The following is a 25,916-nucleotide window of genomic DNA, read 5'->3' on the forward strand; positions in this document are numbered from 1 at the left end:
AAAGGAGATTTATGTTGACTAAAATATTAAAATTTTCCCTTCATAATCGTTTGATGATTTTGTTGGGAGCAATCGTATTGAGCGTATTGGGAATTTACTACGCCAAAACGATGAATGTCGATGTGTTCCCGGACCTTACCGCACCAACCGTAACCATCTTAACGGAAGCCCACGGAATGGAATCGGAAGAAGTGGAAAAATTGGTCACCTACCAATTGGAAACAGCTATGAACGGGTCGCCCAATGTAAGGCGTATCCGCTCATCATCCGCCGCAGGGATTTCCATTGTTTGGGTAGAATTTGAATGGGGTACGGACATCTACAGAGCTCGACAAATCGTGAGTGAGCGTATCCCGATGGTGCGTGAAAACTTGCCCGAAGGTATTGGGGCACCCACAATGGCACCCATTTCATCCATTATGGGAGAGATTATGCTATTGGGCGTAACGTCCGATAGTCTGTCGCCTATGGAACTGCGAACGCTGTCCGATTGGACTATCCGCCCGCGTATCAAAGCCATTGGTGGCATTGCCAACGTGGTGGTCATAGGTGGCGACTACAAACAGTATCAGGTATTTGCCAATCCTGAAAAATTGAAGCACTACAACGTGAGCTTGCAAGAATTGGTAGAGCACGTAAAGGAAGCCAATGTAAACGCACCAGGGGGTATTGTGAACCAATACGGAAATCAATACATCATTAAAGGAAGCGGTAGGGCCTACATTTTGGAGGATTTACAGGAAGCCGTGATAAAACAAATCAATGGGCAGACTATTAAAATCAAGGATGTGGCAACCGTTCAAATCGGTGCGTCCGATAAAATTGGCGATGGCTCATTGAACGGCAATAAATCAGTTATCCTCACCATTTCAAAACAACCAGATGTCAACACTCTAAAATTAACTGAGGATTTGGACATCGCCATTTCCGATTTAGAAAAAACCTTACCGGAAACTGTAGAAATCAAAAGTCAAATCTTCAGGTCGTCGGATTTCATCAATGCGTCAATCAGCAACTTGAATTGGACACTAATGGAAGGGGCATTCTTTGTCGTAATAATTTTGTTTATCTTTTTGATGAACTGGCGCACCACGGTCATTTCATTATTGGCCATTCCCATATCCCTGTTGGTCTCTATAATTATTTTACAATGGATGGGCTATACCATCAACACGATGAGTCTGGGCGGTATGGCAATTGCAATTGGCGCATTGGTCGATGATGCCATTATCGATGTGGAAAATGTCTATAAGCGCTTGCGCGAAAACAGCCGACTGCCAAAAGCAGAGCGGAAATCGATGATTACAGTCGTTCGAGATGGTTCGGTGGAAATTCGGAGTTCCATCATCATTGCGACATTAATCATCATTGTGTCTTTTGTTCCCTTATTCTTTTTAAGCGGAATGGAAGGTCGATTGTTGCAACCTCTCGGGATTGCCTTTGTAACCTCTGTATTGACCTCATTGGTCGTGGCCGTTACGGTAACACCCGTATTGTGCTCGTATTTATTGAACAAGGAAAAACTGCTCAAAAAACAAGCCGAAGGCACCAAAGTAGAACAATGGTTGCAAAAACACTATGCTTCCACTTTGGATAGGTTTATTAAAATACCAAAAACCGTGATTGCGGTAACGGTCGTTGCATTCCTGTTAAGTTTGGTCGTGGCAACCCAATTGGGACGAAGTTTTTTACCCGAATTCAATGAAGGTTCGCTGGTGATAGCCGTGGTTGGACCACCGGGAATGTCGCTGGAAGAAAGCAATAAGGCAGGCAAGCAAATAGAAAATCTACTGCTGGAGATGCCTGAAGTCGATGTGGTAACCCGAAGAACGGGACGTGCCGAATTGGACGAACACGCCCAAGGCGTAAACGCAGGCGAAATCGATGTACCGTTTACTTTGGAAGACAAATCAAAAGAAGAATTTTTTGAGGAGGTCCGCACCAAGTTGAGCGTCGTTCCTGGTGTAAATATCACGCTTGGCCAACCCATCGCGCACCGTATCGACCATATGCTTTCTGGAACACGAGCCAATATTGCCATCAAGATTTTTGGTTCGGATTTACAACGATTGTTCGAGTTGGGGAAACAGGTAGAACAGAACATCAAATCCATCGATGGACTGGCCGATGTGGCGGTTGACCAACAAATTGAAGTGCCACAAATCCGCATCAAACCCAAGCGTCCCATTTTGTCAGCGTATGGTATGACCGTCGGTGATTTAATGGAACAGGTAGATATTGCCTTTGCAGGTGAAGAAGCAGGTGAGATTTATGAAGGACAGCGCTATTTCGATTTGGTGGTACGCTATGAAAAACCCTTTCGTGACAACGTGGAAAACTTTAAAAACATCTTGATTAGCCTGCCAAATGGTGGGCAGACCGTGTTGGGCGAACTGGCAATGATTCAATCGGTCAGCAGTCCAAATACCATCAGCCGTGAAGATGTACAACGGAAGATCGTGGTAGCGGCCAATGTTCAGGGAAGGGATTTGCGAAGTGCCGTGAACGAGATTGAGGATGTGGTGAATTCCACCATCGATTTTCCCGAGGGGTACCGCGTACAATATGGCGGGCAATTTGAAAGTGAATCCAAAGCCTCGCAACTGTTATTGATTACCGCTATTTTGGCAATTGGTGTCATATTCCTGTTACTTTATTATGAGTTCAAAAATGTAAAACTGGCCTTTGTAGTGCTCATTAATCTTCCCTTGGCATTGATTGGTGGTATTCTCATTGTGTACTTTACATCAGGAATCGTAAGCATCGCGGCGACCATAGGATTTATCAGTCTCTTTGGTATTGCCACAAGAAACGGTATCCTTTTGGTTTCCCGTTACGAAGATTTGCGAGAGGAAGGTAAGACAGGTATAGAACTGGTTAAAGCTGGTGCCTTGGATAGATTGAACCCAATTCTGATGACCGCCTTTACCACAGGATTGGCATTGATTCCGCTTGCGCTAAAAGGCGGGCAGCCGGGAAGTGAAATTCAAAGCCCGATGGCGGTGGTCATTTTGGGTGGATTATTGTCAGCCACTTTACTCAATTTGATAGTCATACCGTGTGTGTATGAGTTGGTAATTAAAAAATCCGAATAGCTTAAAATGTTTTGATTAACTAAAAATCCTGTCCGTACTAATAACTAAAAGGACAGGATTTTTACGATGAAATAATTTCTAACCACACCTTGTTCATACTGCATGCTACTCTGTAGCTACAACCTTCCCTTGCTGGTCGAAGTAGATTTCCAGATGTTTATCGTCCGGGCTCTCCAGTTCTAATTCATATAAAGTTCCCTTGTCGGTTTCAACTTTTTCTACTTCTTCTATTTCCCAGTCCTTGTATTCTGAGCTCTCAAAGGCAGTCTGTACAGACGCCGGTAAGTCAGCATATTCAATTTCCTCTTCGCTGATTTCTTTAAAATTGTGGTTCTTGTTTTCGCAGCTTACTGTTACAGCCACGAATAACAAACAAGGTATTACAAAGCATACATTTTTAAATCGCATAATAATCTTTTTTTATTTCTTACTAAAACCCATTTCAATGATACAAACCGATTCTGTAGAAATTCGGGATTACAAGGAGAAGATTTATTGTCTCATCTGTGTTGCGAACTTACTTGAATTAACTATTTCAAATAAAATCAATTACCTACATTGTACCACATTAAACAGGTATCTGGTAGTTTTCTTTTTAAATCACAAATCTCCATATCAGTTTGCCCAAAATAGTTGTTCTTTCAAGTGTCCAGCTATTTCCCGAAGTGTCGTAAGCTTGGTTGACGATGAAAAAGAAATCAGCTCCGATAATTGGAATCCATTGCAAACGGAAATTCAGAAGTACTTCTTCATCTTCACTGTTCCACTGGGAAAACAGGGAGCCGAATAGATTCGGGTTTACGGCATACTCTATACGGTTACCGATCAGGTCTGTATCAAAGCTTCCTTCCGGCAAGTCAATCCAGTTTTTTTCGTAGTTAGCAGCGATCTTTAGATAACGGCTTGTTCTCCATGATAGCTCAAAAGCACTTTGGGTACTCTTTCCTTTAAAAAAGTTTCCCCAGTTAAAATACGTATCGAGTGCAAAGTTTCGACCGCTGAAAGTAGCGGCTTGTATTTCCATACGGTTGTACCAATACTCTCCTTCAGGAATGACAATTCCTTCCGTAATCTCAAATGGTTCTCGCAGACCTTCCGCTCTCCTTTGGAGGTTAAACTCAAAGGATTCCCCACTACGTGTTTCAAAGCCTAATGGTCTGATTTCGTAGAAAAATGATTGCAGTTCACCTGTGTCGTCAAAAATGAAGTAATTCATGTCCAACCCTTTAAAACTGAACTGTCGTATCCATTTGAAATGGTTTTTAGGTCGGGGTTTCCATTCAAGTTCAGTATAAAACTCCTGGAAATTTTCCCTGCGCAGAAAACCCACTTCCGGATTGAAGGGGGTGGCACTTCTTTGCCAAGCCATATCAAACTCAACTTTATCGTTGGGATAGCTCAGGTAAATACGGTGAGCATTGGCCCTGGCATCAAAATCATCAGAGTTAATGTTTTGTGTGAATGATGCACCAATATTCAGGTTTTTGTCACCAAATAATTCGGACATACTGTAAAGCCCATATCCTCCGGTTGTGCTATGCCATCGTCCATTTTCGTATTTATTGGCAGATAAAATGCCTATGGAAGATTGTTTCAAGACATCCTGCCTCCAGCTTACAACTGTATAATTGGTAGAGGGTATGCTGTCCCTACTGGCTGTCTGCATGGACAAAGCACCCAACGTAGTATTTCCCATTTTACCCAATACCCTTGCCCCTGCGATTATTGGAACCGTAGAGCGATCTTCGGCTAATCCGATCCGCCTGCTATAAAAAGGGATTATGCGGTTTCCCATACCCATATCAAAATAGTCTTGTCCCTCAAGGAAAAATTCCCTTCGTTCAGGGAAAAACAGTGGAAATCGGGTAAGGTTGATCTGCTGTCTGTCGGCTTCAACCTGTGCAAAATCTGTATTAATGGTCAGATTCATACGGAGGGTAGGTGTGATAAGGTAATTGATGTCGCCACCGGCATTCAGTTGTCCCTCAGACTTTTCTGGTGTTAATTCCGCACCCCCGATTGAATAAGGCTTGATTTCAATAAAAGTTTTACTTTTGATATTGTCGAGATCGGTCAAAGTACCAGCCCTGTTCACCAGCTCTAGTTCGGAATCACGAGACCAGCCCTGCCATAGTAATTGTTCCCTTTTTCTGCGAATATTGCGCTCAAAATTGATACCCCAGACCTGCTGATCTAAATTCGTTTTAAACTTCAGGGTAGAAAAAGGAATGGCTATTTCCGCGAACCAACCTTCGTTCGTTATCGCTGTTCTGGTATCCCATACACCATTCCAAAATTTGTTAAAAGACCTACCGTTGTTTAAAATCTGCGCATCGGCACGGGCACCATTAGGATTGATTACAAACAGAAATCCGTTTCTGTCGTCATCGTAAGTGTCTATGATGACCTCAAAGTTGTCTTCTACACCCCAGTTGAAATCCCGTTTCATTTCGCGGGCTACAAGATTATCCGGCTCCCTATCGAAACCCCAAAATCCGATGTATAGGGTATTGGCCGTATAGACAATGGCCACTTCCGTTTTTTCAGTTGCCGGCTCCCCAACATTCAGTTCGCGTTGGGTAAAATTGCTTATGCGAACAGCATTTTCCCAAACAGGTTCATCTAATCTTCCATCAAGCTGAATTGCATCATCTGTATACTTTGCATAAATCGTGTTTGGTAAACTTACCTGGGCCATGCTGCATTCTACAATCATCAGTAAACCTATGACAAAGAATAGTCCTTTCATATTTTCCTAAAATAGAAACCGATTCTGTAGAAATGTGGGAACTAGTTTACAGGCAGACCTTCGGACATCTCCTCATTGGGCTGCAGAAGGATTTGATCCCCTTCATCAAGTGCGCCAAAAATCTCAACCATATCTTCATCTTTCATGCCTGTGCTGACTTCTACCCATTTTAGTTTGCCATCCGCTACTTTTCCCACAGCTTTTCTTCGGAGGGTGGTCAAGACCGCACTATGAGGTACCCACAGACTTCCATCCGGACGTTTGATGCTTAATTGAGCTTCCGCAAAAAGTCCAGCATTCAAATTACCCTTTTGATTATCCACAAGAAATTCCCACATCTCTGTACGGGTGTCCGGATCTATACTTTTGGCTCGCCTGTAATAATCTGCCTTAAATACTTTTCCGGGAAATGGTTCTACACTAAATGAAGTAGAATCCTCTGCTATGGAACTTCCGGTCAAGGCCTCAGGAACTGGTAGCTTCAAACGCAATTTTTGGTTGTTTTCGATTATCAGTAAAGGTTGGTTATCTATATCTCCCACAAGATTTCCGGGATCTGTATTTCTTTGCGTTACAACCCCAGTAAATGGCGCCCTAATTGTGAGATAATTAAGGAGTTGCCGTTTAGCTCTGGCGGTAAAATCCAATGCTTTTAGCCGAGTGCTGTCCGACATGGCTTTGTTTTTTGCTTTAATCAGTTCGGATTCTGAGACCGTACCTTGTATTTCGGAAGCTTTTAGCAATCGGGTATACGTATCCTCACTACTCATATAGTCCGCTCTGGCTGACTCTACATCGCTCTGCGCTTCTGAATAGGCTGCCTGAATTTCTGGTGCTTCTATCCTGATCAGGACTGCTCCTTTCATTACTTTATCTCCAATGTCTACCCGCACTTCGGTAACATACCCCTGTACTTTGGCATTCAGACCAGCTTTTTCAAAAGCCAATAATTCCGCAGGAAGCATCAGGGTATGTCTGGAGTTATCAAAGCTTAACTTTATGGTTTCTACTTTTTTTGACGACTCGTTTTTGCTTTCCATCTTATTGTTTTCAACACTACTTGAACAGGCTGAAACGATGGCTGCATATAAAATCGGTATTATATATTTTCTCATTATTCTTAAATTTTACTCTTTTCAGGTTTGAAGTTATTGCTGTTCAAAGTATGTACTCTGCTCATCATCTGGATCAAGTGACGGGCTCTTATAAAGTCTTCTTCCGGAAACCTGCCAATAGACGGACGGCAAGATGAATACGGTTGCAAACACGGAGAACAACAATCCGCCTATCACTGCAATTCCAAGCGGGGCTGTTTGTTCGCCGCCTTCACCCAGCCCTAGCGCCATCGGTAGCATCCCTGCTATCATGGCTATGCTGGTCATGAGTATGGGCCTCAGGCGATCCTTTATCCCTTCCAGGTGAGGGTTTTGTTTTTGTTCTTTCCGATAATGCTCTGCTATGGTAACAAATAATATGGCATTGGCCACTGCCACACCTATAGCCATGATACTGCCCATAAAAGATTGAATGTTGAGCGTGTTCCCGCTTATCCAAATCAGAAGGAACGAACCAGCAACTACGGCAGGAATAGTGGATAGCACTGCGAAGGAAAGCCGGAATGACTGAAAGTTGGCTGCCAGCAGCAGAAATATCACGGCTACTGCCAGTAAAAGGCCGGTACTCAATTCATCAAAGGTTTGAGAGAGCGGTTCAGCAAGTCCTCTGAATTTAACACTCATCCCTTCGGGTGGTTCACCCATAGCATTTACTTCATCTTTAAGCGTTTTAATGGCACTTCCCAGGTCTTTATTATGCAGGTTCCCGGTGATGGTAATGAACCGTTGTTGGTTCAGACGGTCGTATTCCCCAATCATGGTAGAAGGTTCCCATTTACTCACATCGCCCACATAGACGGTTTTCCCGTTTTCCGACTTTAATGGAACTTTTTCGACATCATCGGGTTGATCCACCATATATTGAGGAAATTCTACCTGGACCTGGTATGCATTGCCCGATCCGGCATCCAACCAATAATTGGGCTGGGTGAAACGACTGGAAGAGGTGGAGGCTGTTACAGAGCGGCTAATGTCTTCAATTGTTAGGCCTAACTGGCCTGCCCGGACACGGTCATATTGTAAATCTATGGATGGATAGTTAAGTGGAATACCAAATTGCACATCACGCATAAACGATACGGTTTGTACCCTGTCCTTTATTTCTTGGGCATATTTACGTGATTCCGAAAGGTTTTTGCCCTGAACAGCTATCTCTACTGATGTGTTGGCTCCCTGGCTCATTACTTGGTCAACCAGGTCAGCCGGTTCAAAAGAGAGCTGCATTTCAGGTATGATTTCTGTTACCTTTTTTCTGATATTTTCTTTAATTTCATCAAGGGGCTTTCCTGTCTGCTGTAGCTTGATCTTTATAACAGCTTCATGTGGCCCACCTGTCCAGAGAAAGATAGTATTGACCGGGTAGCTGGGTGGTTGGATACCGACAAATGCCGATGTAATCTCAACATTTTCTTTACCAACCACTTCGTTTACCACTTCCAGAAACTGCTTTGTTTTCCTTTCCGTATTTTCAATGCGGGTTCCGTCAGGCATTCTTAAACGAACTTGCAACTGCCCGGAATTGACTTTTGGAAATATCTCCGTACCAGTAGACTGCCAGAGTACCGCAAGCATGGCAATAGTGGTTATCAGGTAAATACCGATGGCCCACTTGCTCCTGTTTGTAATACCCTTTGTATATCCTACAACCCGGTTTCTAAACTGTTGGAATTTTCCTTCTTTATTTTGAGTAATATGGTCTTTCAGAAACCAATTGGAAAGAATAGGAACCATTGTTTGAGAAAGTAGAAATGAAGCAATCATGGCAAAACCTACAGCCAATGTAAGCGGTAAGAACATGGCCCTGGGAGTGCCAGTCATAAAAAAGGAAGGAACAAACACGGCAAGAATGCTGGTCAGGATAAGAAGTTTGGGCAATGCAATTTCTTTGCAGGCATCCAGAATGGCACGGCCCTTTTTCTTGCCCATTTCCTGATGTCGGTGGATATTCTCTATTGTCACGGTCGATTCATCCACGAGAATACCTATTGCCAGCGCCAGTCCGCCCAATGTCATGATATTGATCGACTGTCCAGCCAGATAAAGGCACACTACTGCCGATAATATGGCAAGTGGTATGGTAAGAATTACAATTAGCGCGCTTCGTCTGTCACCAAGAAACAGCAGTACCATAAGGCCAGTAAGCACTGCTCCAAGAGCTCCCTCAAAGGACAGGTTTTTCAGGGAATTGATTACATAGCCCGACTGATCAAATTCATAGCTCACTTTAATATCGTCCGGCACAGCAGCCTGCATTTCCGGCAGGCTTGCCTTGATGCGTTTCACCACATCCCAGGTTGATGCGCTGGCTCGTTTGGTTACAGGAATGTACACTGAGCGGCTGCCATTGATCAGGGCATATCCTGATGCAACATCAGACCCATTTTGTACTTCAGCTACATCCTTTACATATACCGAGGGCCCGGAGCCCATCTTTAAGGGAATATTGGCCAGTTCCTGGATATTGCTGACCACCGTATTTTGGTTAGCAATCAAAAGTTTGTCCGCAGTTCGGATATTTCCGGCAGGCGAAATGGTATTGTTCTTGGCAATAGCCATGACGAGTTCATCCGGACTGATATTATAACTGCGCAGTTTGGAAGGGTCTGCCTTAATCAGTACAGTACGCTGGTTTCCTCCAAAAGGGGGGGGGGCTGACACACCCGGTATTGAAGCAAATTTTGGACGTACCTTAAAGAGTGCAAGATCTTGTATTTCACCCAATGACCTGGTTTCACTGCTAAAAACAAGTTGGCCTACTGGTGCACCCCCTCCGTCAAAACGCGTGATGAACGGAGGTACTGTCCCCGGAGGCATAAAGGCCCTGGATCTGTTGACCTGGGCTACCACTTCCGCCAAAGCCTGAGACATGTCGGTGCCCTCATGAAAAATGAGCTTCATCAAGGATACGCCCTGAATAGTTTTGCTTTCCACTTCCTTTATCCCATTGATATACAGAAAATGGTACTCGTAATAAGAAGTCATAAATCCTTCGATTTGATTAGGAGCAAGACCACCGTATGTTTGGGCCACATAAATAGTGGGGGTGCCTAGTTTTGGGAATATATCAACTGACATATTCCGGATTGACAATACCGCAAAAAACACGATGGCCAAAAGGGTTACCATGACGGTTATGGGTTTTCGCAGTGCAGATATTATTAGTTTGATCATCTCCTATAATTGATTTAAGAATATTTCCAGATTACCATTGACAGCAGCTGTATACAATAGTGCTTTCCAGGCTTCCCAATAGGATTTTCGTAGTTCTATTTCCGCAGTAATCAGTTCGTTTTGGGATTCAATCAGTTCCGTAAAGCTCATCAACCCGGCCTGGTATCGGGATTGTGCGGCTTCGTAAGCATAAAGAGCATCCTCAACCTGGTACGGAGTCTCTCTTGCAATAGCCATTGCTGTTTCTAAGGCCTTATCAGCTATGGTTTTTTGTTTATTGAGGGTCAGTCTCACTTCTTCAAGTTGCTGTTTATAAGCTTCAGTTTCCCATTCCTTGGCTTTCCATTGGGTTTTGTATCGGCTGATTTGGGTCAGCGGCATAGTCAATTGTAAACCCAGGCCATAATTGAACCGGGTCAGATTAAATCCATCAGTAGGATTATTGACAAAACTGTTACCGTTGTTGTCAAGCTGAACCCCCGAACCTCTGCCATAAGCGGTGCCCCATACACTTAAAGTAGGTAACCAGCTTAATTTTTCAGCTTTAAATTGGTATTGTGCGGCATTCCATTGGGCTATGGCCAGGTTTTCCTTTGGATGAATCACCCCTGAAACTTCTGGCAACCTGGGAAGTACTTTAAGAAAGGTAGAATCCGCCAGGTTTTCTGGCAAATCAGCCGCAATTAACTCAGACAGTTTCTCTTTATATTCATGAATGGTATTTTGTTGTTGCAGTATATTGATTTTCACCTTGGAAAGCTCCGTCCTAAATCGTGCAGTATCCACCCCTGAAACCAGCCCTGAATTAGCCAGGACCACAGCCTGTTCGTAATTTGATCTCGATCTTTCCTGATCACTTTCCAGTAGATCAAGAATTTGCATAGCAAGTAGATAATCCAGATAGGTACTCGATAGTTGAACGCTATGCTCTAAAAGTGTAAGATCCTTTATGGAAGTGCTGGCCTCATGGGTGCTTTCCGCTGCCTTTATCTCATTATTTCTTCTTCCGAAAGTGTAGGGTTCCCATTTCATGAGCAGACCGGCAGCTGACCCCCAAACCATATCATTTAGATTCCTGGCAGATGGAGGCCCACTTACAGGTAGAAAATATTCGGGGAAAAACATTCCGGTAATGTTGTTATAAGTAACATAATTAATGTAGGTGGAGGCGGAAACTTCTGGAACCAACAATCGTCTGGTGGATTTTACCTTCTCTTCAGATGCCCGCTCAAGAGACGCTGAGGCAAGAATTGCCGGATAATTTTTCTTGGCAGTGTCCAGTAATTGTACAATTGTCGGTTGTGTTTGAGACCGTACATTTGTCCAAGAAACAGCAAGAATAGATGCCAACAGGATAAGCTTGAATTTTCGGATCATATTCAATTATTAATGTAATTCGTTACAAAATTATGACCCGATTCTGTAGAAATATGGGAACGAGAGTATTCTGCTATTTTAAAAAAATGAAATGATAAAGGATGCCGCATATCACACTAATGAGTATGGTTTTAAGCATGTTCCATTTGAGGATGAAGTAGGCAAAGGCGGCTATCAATCCGATCACCAATGAAGGAATGTTTATAGTCTCCCATTCCGGGATTAACCATCTTATTCCAAGTGAATGGCTTTCGTTCACTTTCCCAAACAGTGTGTGGATGGTAAACCAAACACCAAGGTTGAGTACTACACCTACAACAGCAGCCGTAATTCCTGATAAGGCAGTCGTCAGGCTTTTATTTCCTCTGAGGTATTCAATATAGGGAGCACCAGTAAATATGAACAAGAAGCAGGGAATAAAGGTAGTCCAGGTTACCAGTAAGGAAGCTAAGATTCCGGCCAGTAGAGGATCCATAGTGCCAGCAAAGCGGTAAGCTCCCATAAACCCTACAAATTGCACGACCTGTATGAGTGGACCCGGTGTGGTTTCTGCCATACCTAAACCATCCAGCATTTCTCCGCTTTTCAGCCAGCCGTAATCTTCCACTGCTTTTTGAGCTATGTAGGCAAGAACCGAGTAGGCTCCTCCAAACGTAACCACTGCGGTTTTGCTAAAAAATATTCCTTCGCTAAAGAAGATGGAATCAACGCCAACCCATAATGCGATTAAAATTAACGGCAATGCCCACAAAGAGAGGTACAATAAAATCGTTTGGAGGGTCTTCTTGAATGAGGGTTTGACTTGTTGAATATGGCTGTCAATTAAATAATCATTTTCCTGTTCTGTTTTATCCGCATGGCCTTTAATGACATGAAATTTCTCCTCCCAGAATTTGCCTCCAAGAAAGCCTGTTATCCCTGCCGCAAGTACAATGTAAGGAAAGTCCATCTCAAAAAAGAAGATGGCAACAAATGCCAAGGCAGCCATAATTACCATGACTTCATTTTTAAGGGCTTTCTTGCCAATTTTTATAACCGCACCAATTACAATGGCCAGCACTGCTGGCTTAATACCAAAAAATATGGCGTCAACGATAGCCACATCCCGATAAGCTGCATAAAGAATGCTCAAGATCAGTATGGATATAAATCCAGGCAATATAAAAAGTAGTCCGGCAACCAATCCGCCCTTTTTTTTATGAAGCAGCCAACCTATGTATGTGGCCAGTTGTTGTGCTTCGGGACCTGGCAACAACATGCAATAATTCAGCGCATGCAAAAAGCGGTTTTCGCTGATCCATTTCTTTTCTTCCACCAAAAATTTGTGCATGACCGCAATTTGGCCTGCCGGGCCACCAAAACTATGGATGGCTACTTTTACCCAAACTTTTAACGCCTCGCTGAATGGTAACACCTGGTTTTTAGAGGGATTTGATACACTGGACATTGCCTTTGACGATAATTAGTTCTTAGTTAATCTTTTTAGCATTCGCAAAACGTTGTGCTACGTTATCCCAATTTATGATTTCCATTATAGTATCAACAAAATCACCTCTCTTGTTTTTATGTTTTAAATAATACGCGTGTTCCCAAACGTCTATGACCAATATGGGAATAACGCCCCACTGGGTAAGCTTTTGATGATTTTCACACTGGAGAAGTGTGAGGGATTGTGAATAAGGCTGGTAACCTAAAATTCCCCAACCACTGCCTTCTACACTTTTAGAAACTTTTGCTATGTAGGACTTGAGTTTATCAAATGAACCAAAGTCCTTTTCTATTTGCTTTAGAAGCTCTGCCTTGGGCTCGCTTTTCTTGTTTGTGAGATTTGTCCAAAAAATAGTGTGTAGTACGTGGCTTGAAAAATGATAGGACAATTTCCTGGTCCACAAATCGACACTATCCATTTCACCGGAGTCGAGATTTTTCTTGATATTTTCCAAATCCTTATTGGCACCTTTGACTGCACCACCGTGGTGAAATTCATAATGCAAGTGCAAGGTCTCTTCGTCCATATAAGGCTCTAAAAAGGTCTTCTTATATGGTAACGGCTTTTGGATAAAGTTTCCGTTGCTGTCTACCAGTTTGTCAATACTTGCTTCATTAACACTTTGGGAAAAAACATTGTTTATAGGAAGAATGGTTGCTCCTCCAAGAATTGCTGAATTTTTTATAAATTCTTTTCTGTCCATTTTTCTGATTTTTTTATTTAAACTCGTTACTTTCAATTGTAAGATGCCGAATAAGAAAGGCAAATGAAACCGGTGCCGGTGTAAATTTATTCCGCATTAATTACTCCCGTTTTGTCCAAAGCCTCTCTTAATCCTATTGCTAATTTTTCGGCTGATCCAATTCCCCAATAATGAAGAAAGAAAATTCTTGGATCCTCGTGCACCATGTGATTATGTACCGCTACCACTTCAATGTCATTCTCAATAAGTGCTTTGATAACCGGAGCTACTTCATCTGACAGCATAGTAAAATCACCGGCTACTGCTGCTTTTTCAGGTGTGCCCTGCCAACTTGCCCAAGTGTTGAACCCCATGAATGTGCTAACAGGAGCTCCGTGTTCCGTCAGCTTTACATCGGGTCGGCCAATGGTGATTTTATACACCCCATTGGTCATAGTCCCGCTATGCCCTAAGATGCTGTCAATCCTTTTGGTGTCCAGCGTGTTCTCCACCGACGACATTTCTACGGCGGACGGGTCTGCTCCCCTAATTTCCGTTACCTTATCAAAAATAGCTTTTAAACTTTTGGCCAATTTTTCTTCGCTTCCCATACCACCGATATGCATGTACATTACATCTGGCTCGTTCCTTACAAAATGGTTGTGGATCGCCGTAACCGTCAATCCCTGTTGGATTATTTCCTGTTGTACCGGTTTCAGGTCTTTTTCCGTAACCACTATATCGCCCATAACCATAGTTTGTGCCGAGGTTGGTGCAAAAGCAGCCCAACTGCCCAATCCCATCGGGGGAATAATCTTAAAACCATCAACCTTTACATTCAGGTCGTTTTGCGGAATGGTAACTTTAAATTGCCCACCTTCTTCCTTTCCTTCCATCCCAAGTCCGGATTTTAAGGTTCCAATATCCATCGCCTTTAATTCATTATTGTTTTTTAAAGGTTTTTCAGCCGATTCTTTTGAATCATCTTTCTTGTTAGGTTGCTCACAACCAAAAGAAATTAGCATCAACGCTAATACAAAAATCCATATTTTTTTCATAGTTCAGTTTTTGTAAAATATATATTCAGTTATTTTCAATTCTATAGTTTAGTTTCAAAATAAGATACCAAATTGAAAAGCAAATGAGACTGATGTTGCCAATTTATTACCAAAACGGACAGGAATGCGGGTAACAAGAAAATACGTACCTTTCTTTGCCTGATTACGGATCATGAAATAATAGCCCATTAACCTTTGACGCACCATCTTCCGCACGAAGAAAAGGAACGAACTCAAGGCTAAACCAATTTTTCCCATTAACATTAAAAAATTGGGAGATGCACAAGTCCAAAATCATTCTTTCTGGCATCTCCCAACTTATATGATCATTAAAAAATCAACTAGACTATCTTCATCCAAATTTTATCGATGATCGTCATCGCCGTCCGAGTGGCTTTCCTCCCTTTTAAGCACAAGTTCTCCTTTGGGGCTAAAATAGAGTTCATAATACGTCTCATCCTCGTTCTCGACCTCAAGTTCATACATAGTTCCCTTATCGGTCTCGACCTTTTCCACCTCTTCAATTTCCCATTTGGCATAATCGGAATTCTTAAAGGCATCCTGTACGGCCTTTGGAAGATTGGAGAACTCAATGGCCTCTTCACTTAGCTCTTTTATTTCGGATTGTGCCGTAGCCGTGAACATTCCGCCACCAATAAATAGTAGGGATAACAGCAAAATGCGAAAAAATTTCTTATTTGTATTCATAGCATTAAAATTTAAAGATTAACATTTAACTCATACCAAATGTAAAAACTGAATCTGTAGAAATTTGGGATTGTCAAAAATCGACGGTGAATGTGTGAAGCGCATTTTTGTGACTGTACGTTAACCTCCAATTGCCCTTATCGGCAATCTTGTGTGCAATGGCCAACCCAAGGCCCCACGAATCTGGATTGTTGGAAGATTTATAGAACCGTTGGAACAATTTTTCCTTGTCAACCCCCTTTTCGCTACCGGTGTTGGTAATAACCAATCGTTTCCCGTCCAGGTTTATGATTACTTTTCCATCTTTCACGTTGTGCAGGAAGGCGTTTTTGAGCAGGTTTTGGATGAGAATCTCGATAAGCAACCTGTTTCCCTGGACAATTGCCTCATTCCTGATATCGATCTCTGTCCTAATGTTTAAGGCTTCCTTCTGCTCCTCATAAAATTCCAGCGACCTACCTATTATTCCATCAACATTTACCTCTTCCGTTGTTAGGAACTGGTCATTCTCTATTTTCGCAAGCAGCAACAGGGTTTTGTTCAGTTTTTTCAGCCTTTGTGTGGAACCGATGATACCTTCCAGGATGTCAGACTGCTTTTCGGAGAGCTGTGTTTGGCCTATAAGTGCTTCCAGTTTTGACTGGATTATGGACAGAGGGGTCTGCATTTCGTGGGAAGCGTCCCCGACAAACTGTTTTTGGTTATCAAAGACCTCCTTGTTTTTCCGAGTCAGTTCGGTCATCACATTATTTAATAGCTGAAATTCTTCAATTTTGGAATTTGGGAATACTGGTGTATTTGCATTGCCAAGATTATAATTTTTGAGCTTGTCAAGCATAGTATAAAAGGGCTGCCATATTCTTCGAGAAAGCATTCTGTTTGAGAGGTAAAAACAGAAAGCAAGTCCAAAAAATAGCCCTCCTAGCGTAATAGCAATCGTACCAATGATTTCAGTTGCTTCCAGGTGAGGCTTCACAATTTCCAGTTTGTAATAGCTGTCGTTTAATTCCACAAATGTTATCAGCTTCCGGTACTCATCTAATTCGGCATCTATCGGTTCATAGATCAATGTGTCGGCATAGCTTTCTTTTCCGTCTTGAAACGTATTTATATCAATAGGGTAAAATGTAAAATCGTCCAGAGGGTAATCCTTCGCTATGGATATTTCCGGGTGCTTTTCGAGATAGGCAAGCAAGTTCATCTTACGGTTATACAAAACCTCATCTATGTTTTGAAGTACATTCCAGCTTAGCACCAGATAAAACAAGGTCGAGAATATCCCAAACAGTAAAAGGAATGCGAATAATTGGATTCGGGTCGTATAAGAAAGCAGCTTCATATTGTTTTTATTTGGTATCCCACACCGTAAATATTGGTTATTTCCACGTTGGCACCTGCTTCCTTTAGCTTGCGTCTCAAATTTCTGATTTGTGAAAACAAAAAATCAAAACTCTGTACCTCATCTACGTAATCGCCCCAGATATATTCTGCCAAAGAAACCTTGGTGATCACCCGTTTGTGATTGTTGATCAAGTGGGTAAGGATAGCATATTCTTTCTTTGTTAGAGAAAGTGGGCTTTCGAGATTATCAATTCCAACTATGTACTGATCTGGTTCTATTACCAGATTAGCATAGTGAACCAATCTATTTGTCTTGAATTGTTTTCTCCTTATAATTGCCTTTATACGGGCATTCAACTCGGAAAAGTAAAATGGTTTGGTCAGGTAATCATCAGCTCCTAACCCCAAGCCTTTTAATTTATCGTCCAGGGAATTACGGGCAGAAAGGATGATTACCCCATCGGACTTATCATCCTTATGGAGAACCTCTAGCAAATGGAAACCATTACCATCTGGAAGATTAATGTCCAAAATAATACAGTCATAATCATAAAGACCGATGCGCTCCAGACCTTCGGAGAGATTACAGGCGACATCACAAAAATACCCCTCTTCCGCGGCGAATTCTTCGAGGCTTTTTAGCATTTCAGGTTCATCTTCTATAATGAGCAATTTCATAATAGCAAAATAAGGAATTAATTCTGTAGAAATTTTGTAATGAATTCTTTCGAACTTTTGGATTTAGGAAAAATGGGGCATTTTTGGTAATTAGATTCAACCCGAAGGTTTTTAAGGGTATGATCAGTTCTTAATTATAATTAACTTCGCTGTAGAGAAAATAATACAGATCTTATTGGATGGAATTTGTCTGGCACTAAAAAGATGTTCAACCCAAATGTGAAACTCAAACCCCGATGGCTGTGGTCATTTTGGGTGGGTTACTATCGGCAACCATCTTGAATTTGATTCCTTGTGTGTATCAAATAGTTATCAATAGCCGAGAATGACGAAAAAATATTCAGTTTAAGGCCTTCTTATTAAATAGGAAGGCTTTTTTTCACAACACCGCTCAGCACATTCCCCTACATTTCGCGAAAAGCTGCATTCCGGGAAAAGAGCTTCACTACAACTACCTTGGACACAATCCCCAATTTTAGCTTTCCATTCCGCTCACCCTTCCCGCTTAGGCTGGGAAGGAACGCTACATTCCATAGCCAAAATTGTGAATTAAGTCCGCCTTACCAAATCGGAAGGCCAGCCCCTTGGTTTTCTTAACAGAATTTACGGCAAGAACTTCTTGAGCCCTTACTCGAAAATCCCTAAAAACCAGGGTGCTGTCCCACACATTTTAAGGGGTTTATAATGGATGAAGCCTTGAATGTTTTTCGGGGCATCGAAAAACAGGCAGTGCATAACCAATTCTAAATTAAACCCAATCGCTCACCTCGCTTAACTTCCCGTACGCTCGGGTCGCAACTGGCTTTAAAAGAATTGCTAATGCCCTTATGGAACTTGTCAAGACCGTGGCAAGTTTCAGCGAAAAATAAGGTATCTACTTCCTTGAAATCCAATGCCTGCTTTTCAGCAGGCAGGATTCACTACGTCGCAGACACACCTGATTTATTCCCCGAAAGTCTTGACAAAACCCACGTCACCCATTGTGCTACGCACGAAAGAAATCAAACAAACACCCCTTAAAATTTCATCTCAATTGAATTAAACAGGGAATTATTAATCTTTAAATTTTTAGTTATGAGTACTTTAAGAAATCACGTACAATTGATTGGAAACGTTGGACAAGAGCCAACCATCACGAACCTTGAAAGCGGAAGCAAAGTAGCCCGCTTTTCACTCGCCACAAATGAATATTACAAGAACAAGAAAGGCGAGAAAGAGCAAAGCACCGAATGGCATACCGTGGTTGCCTGGGGCAAGACTGCTAAAATTGTTGAACAGTATGTAGTCAAAGGAAAAGAGGTAGGCGTAAGCGGAAAACTGAAATCCCGAAGCTATGAGGACAAAGATGGTATCAAAAGATACGTAACAGAAATCGAAGCCAACGAAATCCTATTGTTGGGTACAAAAAACGGTAACGGTTCTAACGAATAGACTTAAAAGAAAGAGGGCGTACCCGTCGAAAAGATGCGCCCTCTTTTCATTATCCATTTAAAAGTATAAGACAATGAAAGCACAAGTTAACGAAATAGAACAGAACTTACAACAATTCACGGGCACGGAAATGTACTATTACATTCCCATTCTTAGAACCCGATTTACGGATGGTTTGAAATATCTTGCAAACGTAGCGGACTGTTATTGGCTCATTACGGATGCTTCGGTAATTGCCAAAAGTTTGAAGAACCGAAGCAAATGGGTAACGATTGACTTCAAAAGAATGTCAGAAGAAAAACAGGATTACACAGGCTACGAAGCTGAAATTATTTACAGCGATGGAAACGATAACATTTTGGAAACCCACCGTTACAATGCTACCGATTTTCCACTGGACGAATTGCGGATGTTCTTTGTGAACGATACGCTGATGTTATCAAGCGAATACTAAAATCGGGAAGCTATGATTTATCTTAATTTTACCGATTTGAGTGAGGAAGCGCAAGAGCGATTAATTGCAAATTCCAAAGAAGATGTCAAGAAAAAATATGGCAAGGATTTGATGGACTATGCTACTAAGCATCACACCAATTTGGACCAAATGCTTGACGAGGAAGCGTTACGGAATTTATATTCCTATACCTATGTATTTAATATATGATTGATAATTTTAAAAGAAATGCACCCCTGAAATTTCAGGGGTGTTTTCATTTTTAGTGCATTTATAATCACGAAAAAATCGTATCTTTATTTCGCTGAAATACAGCACACAATTTAAGTACAGTTATCCACTTTTTGACTTTCGCCGATAACCGTACCCACCGAAAATTAACATATCGGAAATTTCATTTCCTCGAAAATGGCAATCATCCGCCGTAGGTCGGATGGATTGTATGGATTTTTGTCCCGCGAGCGGAACGAAAAGGAATAGCAAGAGGGTAACACGCTGCGCGGTGTTACATATTCCTGTTCGTTGTCAAAGCATTGAAAATCAGTTGTTTAAAATCATTTTAATTCTTTGGTTTTCAGCAATTTGCGACAAATGCCCTCAAAACGCCCATTTTTCGGGAAGGATTTGCGACAAATCGGCGAAATATGGACACATTTATCGGCATTAGATTCAAAAAGGAAACAGCAAAACGTTTTCAGGAATTCTCACGTAAACACTTCAAGACTCATACCGAGGCAATGGAAGCCATCCTTGATTTTTTCTTCTATAACGAGATTTCACCAAAGGAAAATTTAGGACCAACTGGGCGCACCATTGAAGCCAAATTATTAAAGCGCATCAATGCGGTCATTGCAATTATGCGTGATGTGGAAAAGACACAAACCAAACCTACAGTTGCAATGTTACAATCCCTTTTTGAAATGGATGAACCCAAAAAGAAACCCTTGATTTTGGAAAAGAAATATGCTGAGGAAAAGAAGGAAGTCCGCTTTCGCGAAAAGCGAAATAACCAGAATCAACTTTAAAATTCTAACCTATGTATATAAACATCACCGCACAAAAATTAGGAACGAATTACAGTCAGAGCTCAGCGGATTTTGTGGACTATTTGGAAAAGGAAAACGAGGGTCTGGAAAAAGAAGAGATGGAACATTTTTTCAACCAATATGGCGATGAGATTTCAGCAAAGGAAGTGGTCAAAGAAATTGATGGTAACACTGCCAAGCTGAAAAAGAAAGAACCAAAATTCTATTCCGTCACGGTCAGTCCATCCAAATACGAATTGCGAAAACTTCAAAACAGTAGCGAAGATTTAAAACGATATACCCGAGAGCTGATGAAGGATTATGCAGCCAGTTTCAACCGGGAAATCAATGGACGAAAAGTAGGTGTTAATGATATTAAATACTTCGCCAAAATTGAACACCAACGAACATTCAAAGGCACGGATTTTCAGGTGCGAGAAAACCAACCTTTTGCTACCAAGATTCTTGAATTGAAACAAGAAGTCCGGAAAATCCAACAAGGTGAGGCAAAAGGGAACATCGATAGGTTAAAGCTAAAAATTGCCAAACTCGAACGAGAAGCACCGCACCAACAAAATGGTAAGCGTATTGTCCAGGGAATGAAAAAGGCAGGCAACCAAAGCCACATTCATATTATCGTCAGCCGAAAGGATGCATCCAATTCCTTCAGTCTTTCCCCAGGAAGCAAGCACAAAGCATCCGAAGTTGAGATGCACGGAAAGAAAGTGAAACGTGGTTTTGACCGTGACCAGTTTTTTGAACGTGCCGAAAAGACCTTTGATAAGACATTTGGCTATAAACGCAACTATGCTGAGACCTATAAGGCCAAAAAGGATTTTGTCAAAAACCCAAAACTCTATTTCGCAGCTTTAATGAAATTACCAGCCAATGAAAAAGCAATGGCCTTTAAAATTATGGGTAAGTCTGGCATTCCATTAATCCCAAATATCCCGACCAGTAAAGCACAATTAGCACTTCGGGTTTTTAAGCGACTTAGGAAAGGTGCAGAAATCACAGTCAAATCAAGCTCTATTGGGATATGAGTTGGTCATTGGTAGAAATAATGATATATGTTGTTGTGCCTGTTCTTTCGGTAGCCATACTTCTCTATGCTTTTTACGATAGTGAACTAACGGGAAAAACAGATAAACGATATCAGGTAAAGTTCCTGACAAAATCGGGAAGATTTCAGATAGACAACATAAAGCGTGGTGCATCCGTCATCGGTTCTGCAGGAAGTGGGAAGACCGAAAGCGTTGTCTATGGCTTCTTAAAACACTTTCGTGAAAATGGTTTTTGTGGAATCATTCACGACTACAAAGACTTTGAGCTGACCGAAATGGCGTATCCGCTTTTTAAAGAAAACGAAATTCCAATGAAGGTCATTTCATTTGATAGGATTATCCATCGGGTAAATCCCATTGCACCGAGGTATTTAGAGAATGAAGAAAGCGTAAATGAAGTGTCGAGGGTTTTGATTGAAAACCTCTTGGAACAACGAGAATCGGGAACCACCGGAACAACCAAATTCTTCAACGATGCTGCTGAAGGATTAATTGGCGGATTGATTTGGAAATTGAAATCCGATTATCCGCAATTTTGCACCTTGCCCCATTTGATTGCCATTTATCAAATGCTCGATACCGATAGCCTGATCCAGTTTCTTGAAACCAATACCACATCGAGAGCAATGGCAGATGCTTTCATTAGCGGAAAGGATTCCGAGCGTCAAACAGCTGGTGTAAAAAGTACCTTGGCCAATGCGTTAAAACGCATCAGCACCAAACGTATTTTTATGGCATTGTCTGCGGATGAAGTGCCTTTGAACGTAAATGATGAAGAAAATCCAGCCGTGATTTCGGTGGTGAACAATCCCAAATTTGAAACCTCTTATTCGCCAGTAATCGCTACCATCATCCACACCATCACCAAACAGATGAGTGTGCGTAATTCCAAACCTTCATTTCTATTAATGGAAGAAGCACCGACCATTCGCTTACTCAATATGCACCGCATTCCAGCGACACTGCGAAGCTATGATATCGCCACCATTTATGTAATGCAGGACAAAATCCAAAACGATATGATGTATGGCGATAAGGCCAGCAAAGCTATTTTGAGTAACCTATCCTATCAATTCTTTGGCAAGGTCAATGACCCAGACACGGCAAAGTATTACGAACGTTTTTTTGAAATTATCAAAAACCCAACAAAAAGCATAAGTAAGGCCGCCAACATCTTTAAAACCGACACCCGAATAACAAAAGGCGAAAGAGAGGTTTCCAAAAGAAGAGCAGATATTTTCTTTAGGCTCAAACAAGGTGAGTTCGTCACCTTTGCAGACGGGAAGGATAAGAAAGTACGGTTCAAATTATCAAAAATCGAAAGACAACTTCCACAGGATACCAAGCGATATTCGGAAGCAGATTTGAGAGCGAATTTTGAAAGGATTTATGATGAGGCGAGGTCGATTTTTAGAGGATAACAACTAAGCAAGTTTCTCAATCGATTACCCCAAAATATTTAAGTATAGCACTGATGAAAAGTAAAAATTAGAAAAGTTCTAACAATTAGTTTTCCGTACTTTTTATGAAACCACCACATTCTGAGGTCATTTTTTTATAGTTATCCATTAAAAGCCATATTTATCTTTTCTAAGCCTGAACGCCTTTTCGCCACCTTCCATTACAGATGTAATTTCGTTTTTAATCTCTTTGGTGTCAATAGCACCTTCTGCTTTGATAATCCCTCTTGTTTGTGAGCTGGCATCTTTATAGTCGCAGCAAATCACTAATTCGGCATCGCCGTTAACTACCAAATTGGCATTATGGCTCGTAAAAACCAATTGCCTTTTCTTTTTGGCATTCCAGATATTTTGGATTATTGCATCAATAGCTCTATTGTCAATGTCATCTTCGGGTTGGTCGATTAGTAAAGGTATTCCGGGCTGGTTGAGTAATACTGTAAGTAGTGCCGTAGCCTGCTGCCCAGCAGATGCATCTCGAAAGGGAATTTCATCGCCAAGTTCATTATTTGTTGTATAAAAGAATTCAGGGTCAAATTCTAATTCTGTTGCTGTCAATTGTAACCAGTCATCGGTTGTGATTTTGGATTGCATCTTTAATTTGTGGTCTTCGCTGAATCCGGTTGAGTCCAAGATTGGTGTAGATGGCAATTCTTCTGGATTCTCTTCATCAAGTTTAAATTCTGCCAATAATCTTAATTCTTCAGAGATCGCTATAAATTCAGAAATTGGGTCATCTTTGCTGCGGATATGTGCTATTAATGCATCTATTCGCTCTTCTCTGATTCTCGTTCCTTCAAGAATAGAACGTAATTTTTCCTTGAAATTAGCAAGATTGATATTTTTGGTAACTACTGCTTTAATAAGGTTATTTGATAAATCGGTGAAATTTGTTGCTTGGTCATTTAATACCTGAACTTTTTCCAAGTGCAGTTCCTTCCATTCTTCTTTATAGGCGTTATAGTCGTTTTCTGGATTTCCAAGCTCTTTTAATACTGATTTCCTATCGGCAACTAAACTATTAATCTCTGCCAGACGGTCTTCAAGTTTTTTAATATTCGTTAGTTGTTCTTGACTTGCTATGGACTTCCCCTTGGCAGCCTCATATTCACTATCGAACTGCGCTTGCTTTTTCCCCCATTCTTCTACAATTTCGGTGTACTGCTTTAATCCGCTCTCATTAAAAATATCCTTCAGATTTTGAACAGCTTCGTTGATATTTTTGAATTTTGTTTTGACCTCTGTATTAAGATTTTCTATCAAATCCTTGTTCTCTATGTTGTCAATGTGAGGCTCAATAGGTTCTGGGTATAATTTCAAAAGCTCAAGAAGCTCATCAGCTTTAGACTCAAAAAGCGATAGTTCAGATTCAGTATTTTCTATAATTGTCTTCTCTAACTCAAATTTTGATTTTTTGTTAATTGTTTTTTGGTCAGCTTCCGAAATCCCTTTTAAAGACTCTCTAATACCTTTAACTTGCCCCTTTATAGAACTACCTTCAATATTGAAATTTGCTATCTCATTCTGCACTTTCTTTTTGCGTACTAATTGATTGTACGCATTTTTGAGTTTTAGATTTGTTTCGTCTAAATTGTAAGAAGTACGCTCTAAGCTGCTCTTAATAGGTTGTTCTATAAACCGCTTTAGTTCTTCTGTCTTTACACCAACATCACTAAGTTGTTTTTGGCTATAGGATTGTATTGGCAGTACTTTTCGAATATCTTCTTCACTAACTTTTTGAAATTCACCATCACCAATTTTCAAAAGTATTTCCCTGCTGGCAGAATTTCTTTTAACGATGTGGCGAACATCATTTTTCACCATTGTAATTCTCACTTCACCATCAACGGCTGTCAACGTTTTCCTTATTAGCGTATCTCTTCGGTTCTGAATAATATCCAATTCTTGATAGTTGCCTATTTTAACCGTTTGGTCACACAGTCCCCATCTTATGTATTCTAAAATAGTTGACTTGCCAGTTCCTCTTCCACCAATCAAGGCGTTATATTGCTGATTGAAGTTGATATTGAAACCACCCAGAAATTTAGAGTTTGTAACATCCAGCGATTCAATAAATATTTGAGGCATTTCTGGCTCATTCTGAGAAATTCTGGATTCTTTGGCCAAACAGGCCTGCCGAATAGCTTCTGCAGTTGGTTCTGCCCATTTAACCCAAGTAGAATATTTTCCAAACTCACGACCGTCCTCGTACCTATTATCTGAAGTAGATACAAGACCTATGCTCTTGTTTCCGTAGTTGACATCCCCACCGTTAATTTTATTTTGATAACCGGATTCCTGTGATATGTCCTTATCAACATAACCGCCAACGCAAGGCATTTTAATGTAGTGCTCTTGGAAGCCTTGACGTATTATGGAATGTTGGCCACCTTTCCCAACATTAGGAAGTACAATGTACCTACCTTTACAATAGCTAACTTCATCTAAAATTTTATGAAGCTGGGGAAGGTTGTTGATTACCTCTTGGGAAATTCTCTGGGTTTGTACCGTTTGTCTGTCATAGGGGTCTGTAGGTTGTATGCCAAGAAAATTAAGGACAGAGTTGAGATGGGTATCCTCGAAATCTGCATCAAAAATAATAATAGTCTGGCTTGCAGGATTGGAAAGGCTGAGTTCAATGCCTGGGAAAACCGTAACTTTTTTCTCTGGCTCGCCCATTATGTCGTGTATCTCATTCTGCTCTATGGCGACCCTTCGTAAGTGTTGGACAAAAACCACATCGTGATGGTCTGTCATAGCGATGGCGTTAATTCCTGCACTGCTTATTTTGTCTAAATATTCCTTACAAAATTGATTTCGGTTATCATCAATTTGCTGTTTGTCCTCTTGAGTTAAACCTTCTACTTGCTCTGGATTTACACCATAACGTGCACCTGTCCAAGCAATATCGCGAGGGCTGTGTACCTGAAAATCACATCGATAAAATTTTGCGCCTTTATTCATGAAAAAATAGTGATATTAAAATCGATAAAGTTAATTAACATTTTATGGATTTTAA

At 41.2% G+C, this 25,916-nt stretch carries 19 protein-coding genes; 7 read left to right on the top strand and 12 right to left on the bottom strand.

Annotated features, from left to right (window positions below):
• Positions 1-11: 11 nt before the first annotated feature.
• On the top strand, positions 12-3,095 hold the full coding sequence (locus D1013_RS03215; RefSeq protein ID WP_121847511.1) for an efflux RND transporter permease subunit: 3,084 nt from the start codon (positions 12-14) through the stop codon (positions 3,093-3,095).
• Positions 3,096-3,200: 105 nt separating this feature from the next.
• Here the strand turns inward: D1013_RS03215 and D1013_RS03220 are convergent, their stop codons facing one another.
• The 11 genes from D1013_RS03220 to D1013_RS03275 form a co-directional block, all read right to left on the bottom strand.
• Positions 3,201-3,503, bottom strand: coding sequence for a PepSY-like domain-containing protein (locus D1013_RS03220; protein WP_121847512.1), 303 nt, complete (start codon positions 3,501-3,503; stop codon positions 3,201-3,203).
• 187 nt (positions 3,504-3,690) lie between these two features.
• A complete protein-coding gene (locus tag D1013_RS03225) occupies positions 3,691-5,844 on the bottom strand; it encodes a DUF5916 domain-containing protein (RefSeq protein WP_121847513.1) in 2,154 nt (717 codons plus the stop codon).
• 41 nt (positions 5,845-5,885) lie between these two features.
• Positions 5,886-6,959, bottom strand: coding sequence for an efflux RND transporter periplasmic adaptor subunit (locus tag D1013_RS03230; protein WP_121847514.1), 1,074 nt, complete (start codon positions 6,957-6,959; stop codon positions 5,886-5,888).
• Between the two features lie 33 nt (positions 6,960-6,992).
• Positions 6,993-10,130, bottom strand: a complete 3,138-nt coding sequence (locus tag D1013_RS03235) for an efflux RND transporter permease subunit (RefSeq protein ID WP_121847515.1) — start codon at positions 10,128-10,130, stop codon at positions 6,993-6,995.
• A gap of 3 nt (positions 10,131-10,133) precedes the next feature.
• A complete protein-coding gene (locus D1013_RS03240) occupies positions 10,134-11,507 on the bottom strand; it encodes a TolC family protein (protein WP_121847516.1) in 1,374 nt (457 codons plus the stop codon).
• Between the two features lie 73 nt (positions 11,508-11,580).
• The gene (chrA, locus tag D1013_RS03245; RefSeq protein ID WP_121847517.1) at positions 11,581-12,954 is read right to left on the bottom strand and encodes a chromate efflux transporter; all 1,374 of its coding nucleotides are present in this window, start codon (positions 12,952-12,954) and stop codon (positions 11,581-11,583) included.
• Positions 12,955-12,976: 22 nt separating this feature from the next.
• Positions 12,977-13,699 carry a superoxide dismutase gene (locus tag D1013_RS03250; protein ID WP_121850579.1) on the bottom strand — a complete coding sequence of 241 codons (723 nt, stop codon included), beginning with the start codon at positions 13,697-13,699 and terminating at the stop codon, positions 12,977-12,979.
• 86 nt (positions 13,700-13,785) lie between these two features.
• Positions 13,786-14,736, bottom strand: a complete 951-nt coding sequence (locus D1013_RS03255; protein WP_121847518.1) for a DUF1259 domain-containing protein — start codon at positions 14,734-14,736, stop codon at positions 13,786-13,788.
• A gap of 363 nt (positions 14,737-15,099) precedes the next feature.
• Positions 15,100-15,444, bottom strand: coding sequence for a PepSY-like domain-containing protein (locus D1013_RS03265; protein ID WP_121847520.1), 345 nt, complete (start codon positions 15,442-15,444; stop codon positions 15,100-15,102).
• 73 nt (positions 15,445-15,517) lie between these two features.
• Positions 15,518-16,783: a sensor histidine kinase gene (locus D1013_RS03270; RefSeq protein WP_121847521.1), complete on the bottom strand. Its 1,266-nt coding sequence runs from the start codon at positions 16,781-16,783 to the stop codon at positions 15,518-15,520.
• On the bottom strand, positions 16,780-17,463 hold the full coding sequence (locus D1013_RS03275; RefSeq protein ID WP_121847522.1) for a response regulator transcription factor: 684 nt from the start codon (positions 17,461-17,463) through the stop codon (positions 16,780-16,782). The genes D1013_RS03270 and D1013_RS03275 overlap by 4 nt, the downstream gene beginning before the upstream one ends.
• Positions 17,464-18,537: 1,074 nt before the next feature.
• Between D1013_RS03275 and D1013_RS03280 the strand changes: the two genes are divergently transcribed.
• The 6 genes from D1013_RS03280 to D1013_RS03305 all read left to right on the top strand — a co-directional run bounded on the left by D1013_RS03280 (position 18,538) and on the right by D1013_RS03305 (position 22,858).
• Complete coding sequence (locus D1013_RS03280) at positions 18,538-18,894, top strand: single-stranded DNA-binding protein (RefSeq protein ID WP_121847523.1); 357 nt, start codon at positions 18,538-18,540, stop codon at positions 18,892-18,894.
• A 73-nt stretch (positions 18,895-18,967) separates the two neighbouring features.
• Positions 18,968-19,348, top strand: a complete 381-nt coding sequence (locus D1013_RS03285) for a DUF6876 family protein (protein ID WP_121847524.1) — start codon at positions 18,968-18,970, stop codon at positions 19,346-19,348.
• 12 nt (positions 19,349-19,360) lie between these two features.
• Positions 19,361-19,558, top strand: a complete 198-nt coding sequence (locus D1013_RS03290; RefSeq protein WP_121847525.1) for a hypothetical protein — start codon at positions 19,361-19,363, stop codon at positions 19,556-19,558.
• Between the two features lie 434 nt (positions 19,559-19,992).
• Complete coding sequence (locus D1013_RS03295) at positions 19,993-20,373, top strand: BfmA/BtgA family mobilization protein (protein ID WP_121847526.1); 381 nt, start codon at positions 19,993-19,995, stop codon at positions 20,371-20,373.
• Positions 20,374-20,384: 11 nt separating this feature from the next.
• On the top strand, positions 20,385-21,416 hold the full coding sequence (mobB, locus tag D1013_RS03300; RefSeq protein WP_121847527.1) for a MobB family relaxase: 1,032 nt from the start codon (positions 20,385-20,387) through the stop codon (positions 21,414-21,416).
• On the top strand, positions 21,413-22,858 hold the full coding sequence (locus D1013_RS03305; RefSeq protein WP_121847528.1) for a type IV secretory system conjugative DNA transfer family protein: 1,446 nt from the start codon (positions 21,413-21,415) through the stop codon (positions 22,856-22,858). Before mobB ends, D1013_RS03305 begins: the two co-directional genes overlap by 4 nt.
• Before the next feature lie 147 nt (positions 22,859-23,005).
• Here the strand turns inward: D1013_RS03305 and D1013_RS03310 are convergent, their stop codons facing one another.
• Complete coding sequence (locus D1013_RS03310) at positions 23,006-25,861, bottom strand: TrlF family AAA-like ATPase (RefSeq protein WP_121847529.1); 2,856 nt, start codon at positions 25,859-25,861, stop codon at positions 23,006-23,008.
• Positions 25,862-25,916: the final 55 nt, after the last annotated feature.

The sequence above is a fragment of the Euzebyella marina genome, assembly GCF_003687485.1.
GTDB lineage: Bacteria > Bacteroidota > Bacteroidia > Flavobacteriales > Flavobacteriaceae > Euzebyella > Euzebyella marina.

What these genes read in the sequence shown, in the direction of transcription:
- D1013_RS03215 (WP_121847511.1), top strand. Translation starts at nt 12, where the DNA reads ATGTTGACTAAAATATTAAAATTTTCCCTTCATAATCGTTTGATGATT.
- D1013_RS03220 (WP_121847512.1), bottom strand. Translation starts at nt 3,503, where the DNA reads ATGCGATTTAAAAATGTATGCTTTGTAATACCTTGTTTGTTATTCGTG.
- D1013_RS03225 (WP_121847513.1), bottom strand. Translation starts at nt 5,844, where the DNA reads ATGAAAGGACTATTCTTTGTCATAGGTTTACTGATGATTGTAGAATGC.
- D1013_RS03230 (WP_121847514.1), bottom strand. Translation starts at nt 6,959, where the DNA reads ATGAGAAAATATATAATACCGATTTTATATGCAGCCATCGTTTCAGCC.
- D1013_RS03235 (WP_121847515.1), bottom strand. Translation starts at nt 10,130, where the DNA reads ATGATCAAACTAATAATATCTGCACTGCGAAAACCCATAACCGTCATG.
- D1013_RS03240 (WP_121847516.1), bottom strand. Translation starts at nt 11,507, where the DNA reads ATGATCCGAAAATTCAAGCTTATCCTGTTGGCATCTATTCTTGCTGTT.
- chrA (WP_121847517.1), bottom strand. Translation starts at nt 12,954, where the DNA reads ATGTCCAGTGTATCAAATCCCTCTAAAAACCAGGTGTTACCATTCAGC.
- D1013_RS03250 (WP_121850579.1), bottom strand. Translation starts at nt 13,699, where the DNA reads ATGGACAGAAAAGAATTTATAAAAAATTCAGCAATTCTTGGAGGAGCA.
- D1013_RS03255 (WP_121847518.1), bottom strand. Translation starts at nt 14,736, where the DNA reads ATGAAAAAAATATGGATTTTTGTATTAGCGTTGATGCTAATTTCTTTT.
- D1013_RS03265 (WP_121847520.1), bottom strand. Translation starts at nt 15,444, where the DNA reads ATGAATACAAATAAGAAATTTTTTCGCATTTTGCTGTTATCCCTACTA.
- D1013_RS03270 (WP_121847521.1), bottom strand. Translation starts at nt 16,783, where the DNA reads ATGAAGCTGCTTTCTTATACGACCCGAATCCAATTATTCGCATTCCTT.
- D1013_RS03275 (WP_121847522.1), bottom strand. Translation starts at nt 17,463, where the DNA reads ATGAAATTGCTCATTATAGAAGATGAACCTGAAATGCTAAAAAGCCTC.
- D1013_RS03280 (WP_121847523.1), top strand. Translation starts at nt 18,538, where the DNA reads ATGAGTACTTTAAGAAATCACGTACAATTGATTGGAAACGTTGGACAA.
- D1013_RS03285 (WP_121847524.1), top strand. Translation starts at nt 18,968, where the DNA reads ATGAAAGCACAAGTTAACGAAATAGAACAGAACTTACAACAATTCACG.
- D1013_RS03290 (WP_121847525.1), top strand. Translation starts at nt 19,361, where the DNA reads ATGATTTATCTTAATTTTACCGATTTGAGTGAGGAAGCGCAAGAGCGA.
- D1013_RS03295 (WP_121847526.1), top strand. Translation starts at nt 19,993, where the DNA reads ATGGACACATTTATCGGCATTAGATTCAAAAAGGAAACAGCAAAACGT.
- mobB (WP_121847527.1), top strand. Translation starts at nt 20,385, where the DNA reads ATGTATATAAACATCACCGCACAAAAATTAGGAACGAATTACAGTCAG.
- D1013_RS03305 (WP_121847528.1), top strand. Translation starts at nt 21,413, where the DNA reads ATGAGTTGGTCATTGGTAGAAATAATGATATATGTTGTTGTGCCTGTT.
- D1013_RS03310 (WP_121847529.1), bottom strand. Translation starts at nt 25,861, where the DNA reads ATGAATAAAGGCGCAAAATTTTATCGATGTGATTTTCAGGTACACAGC.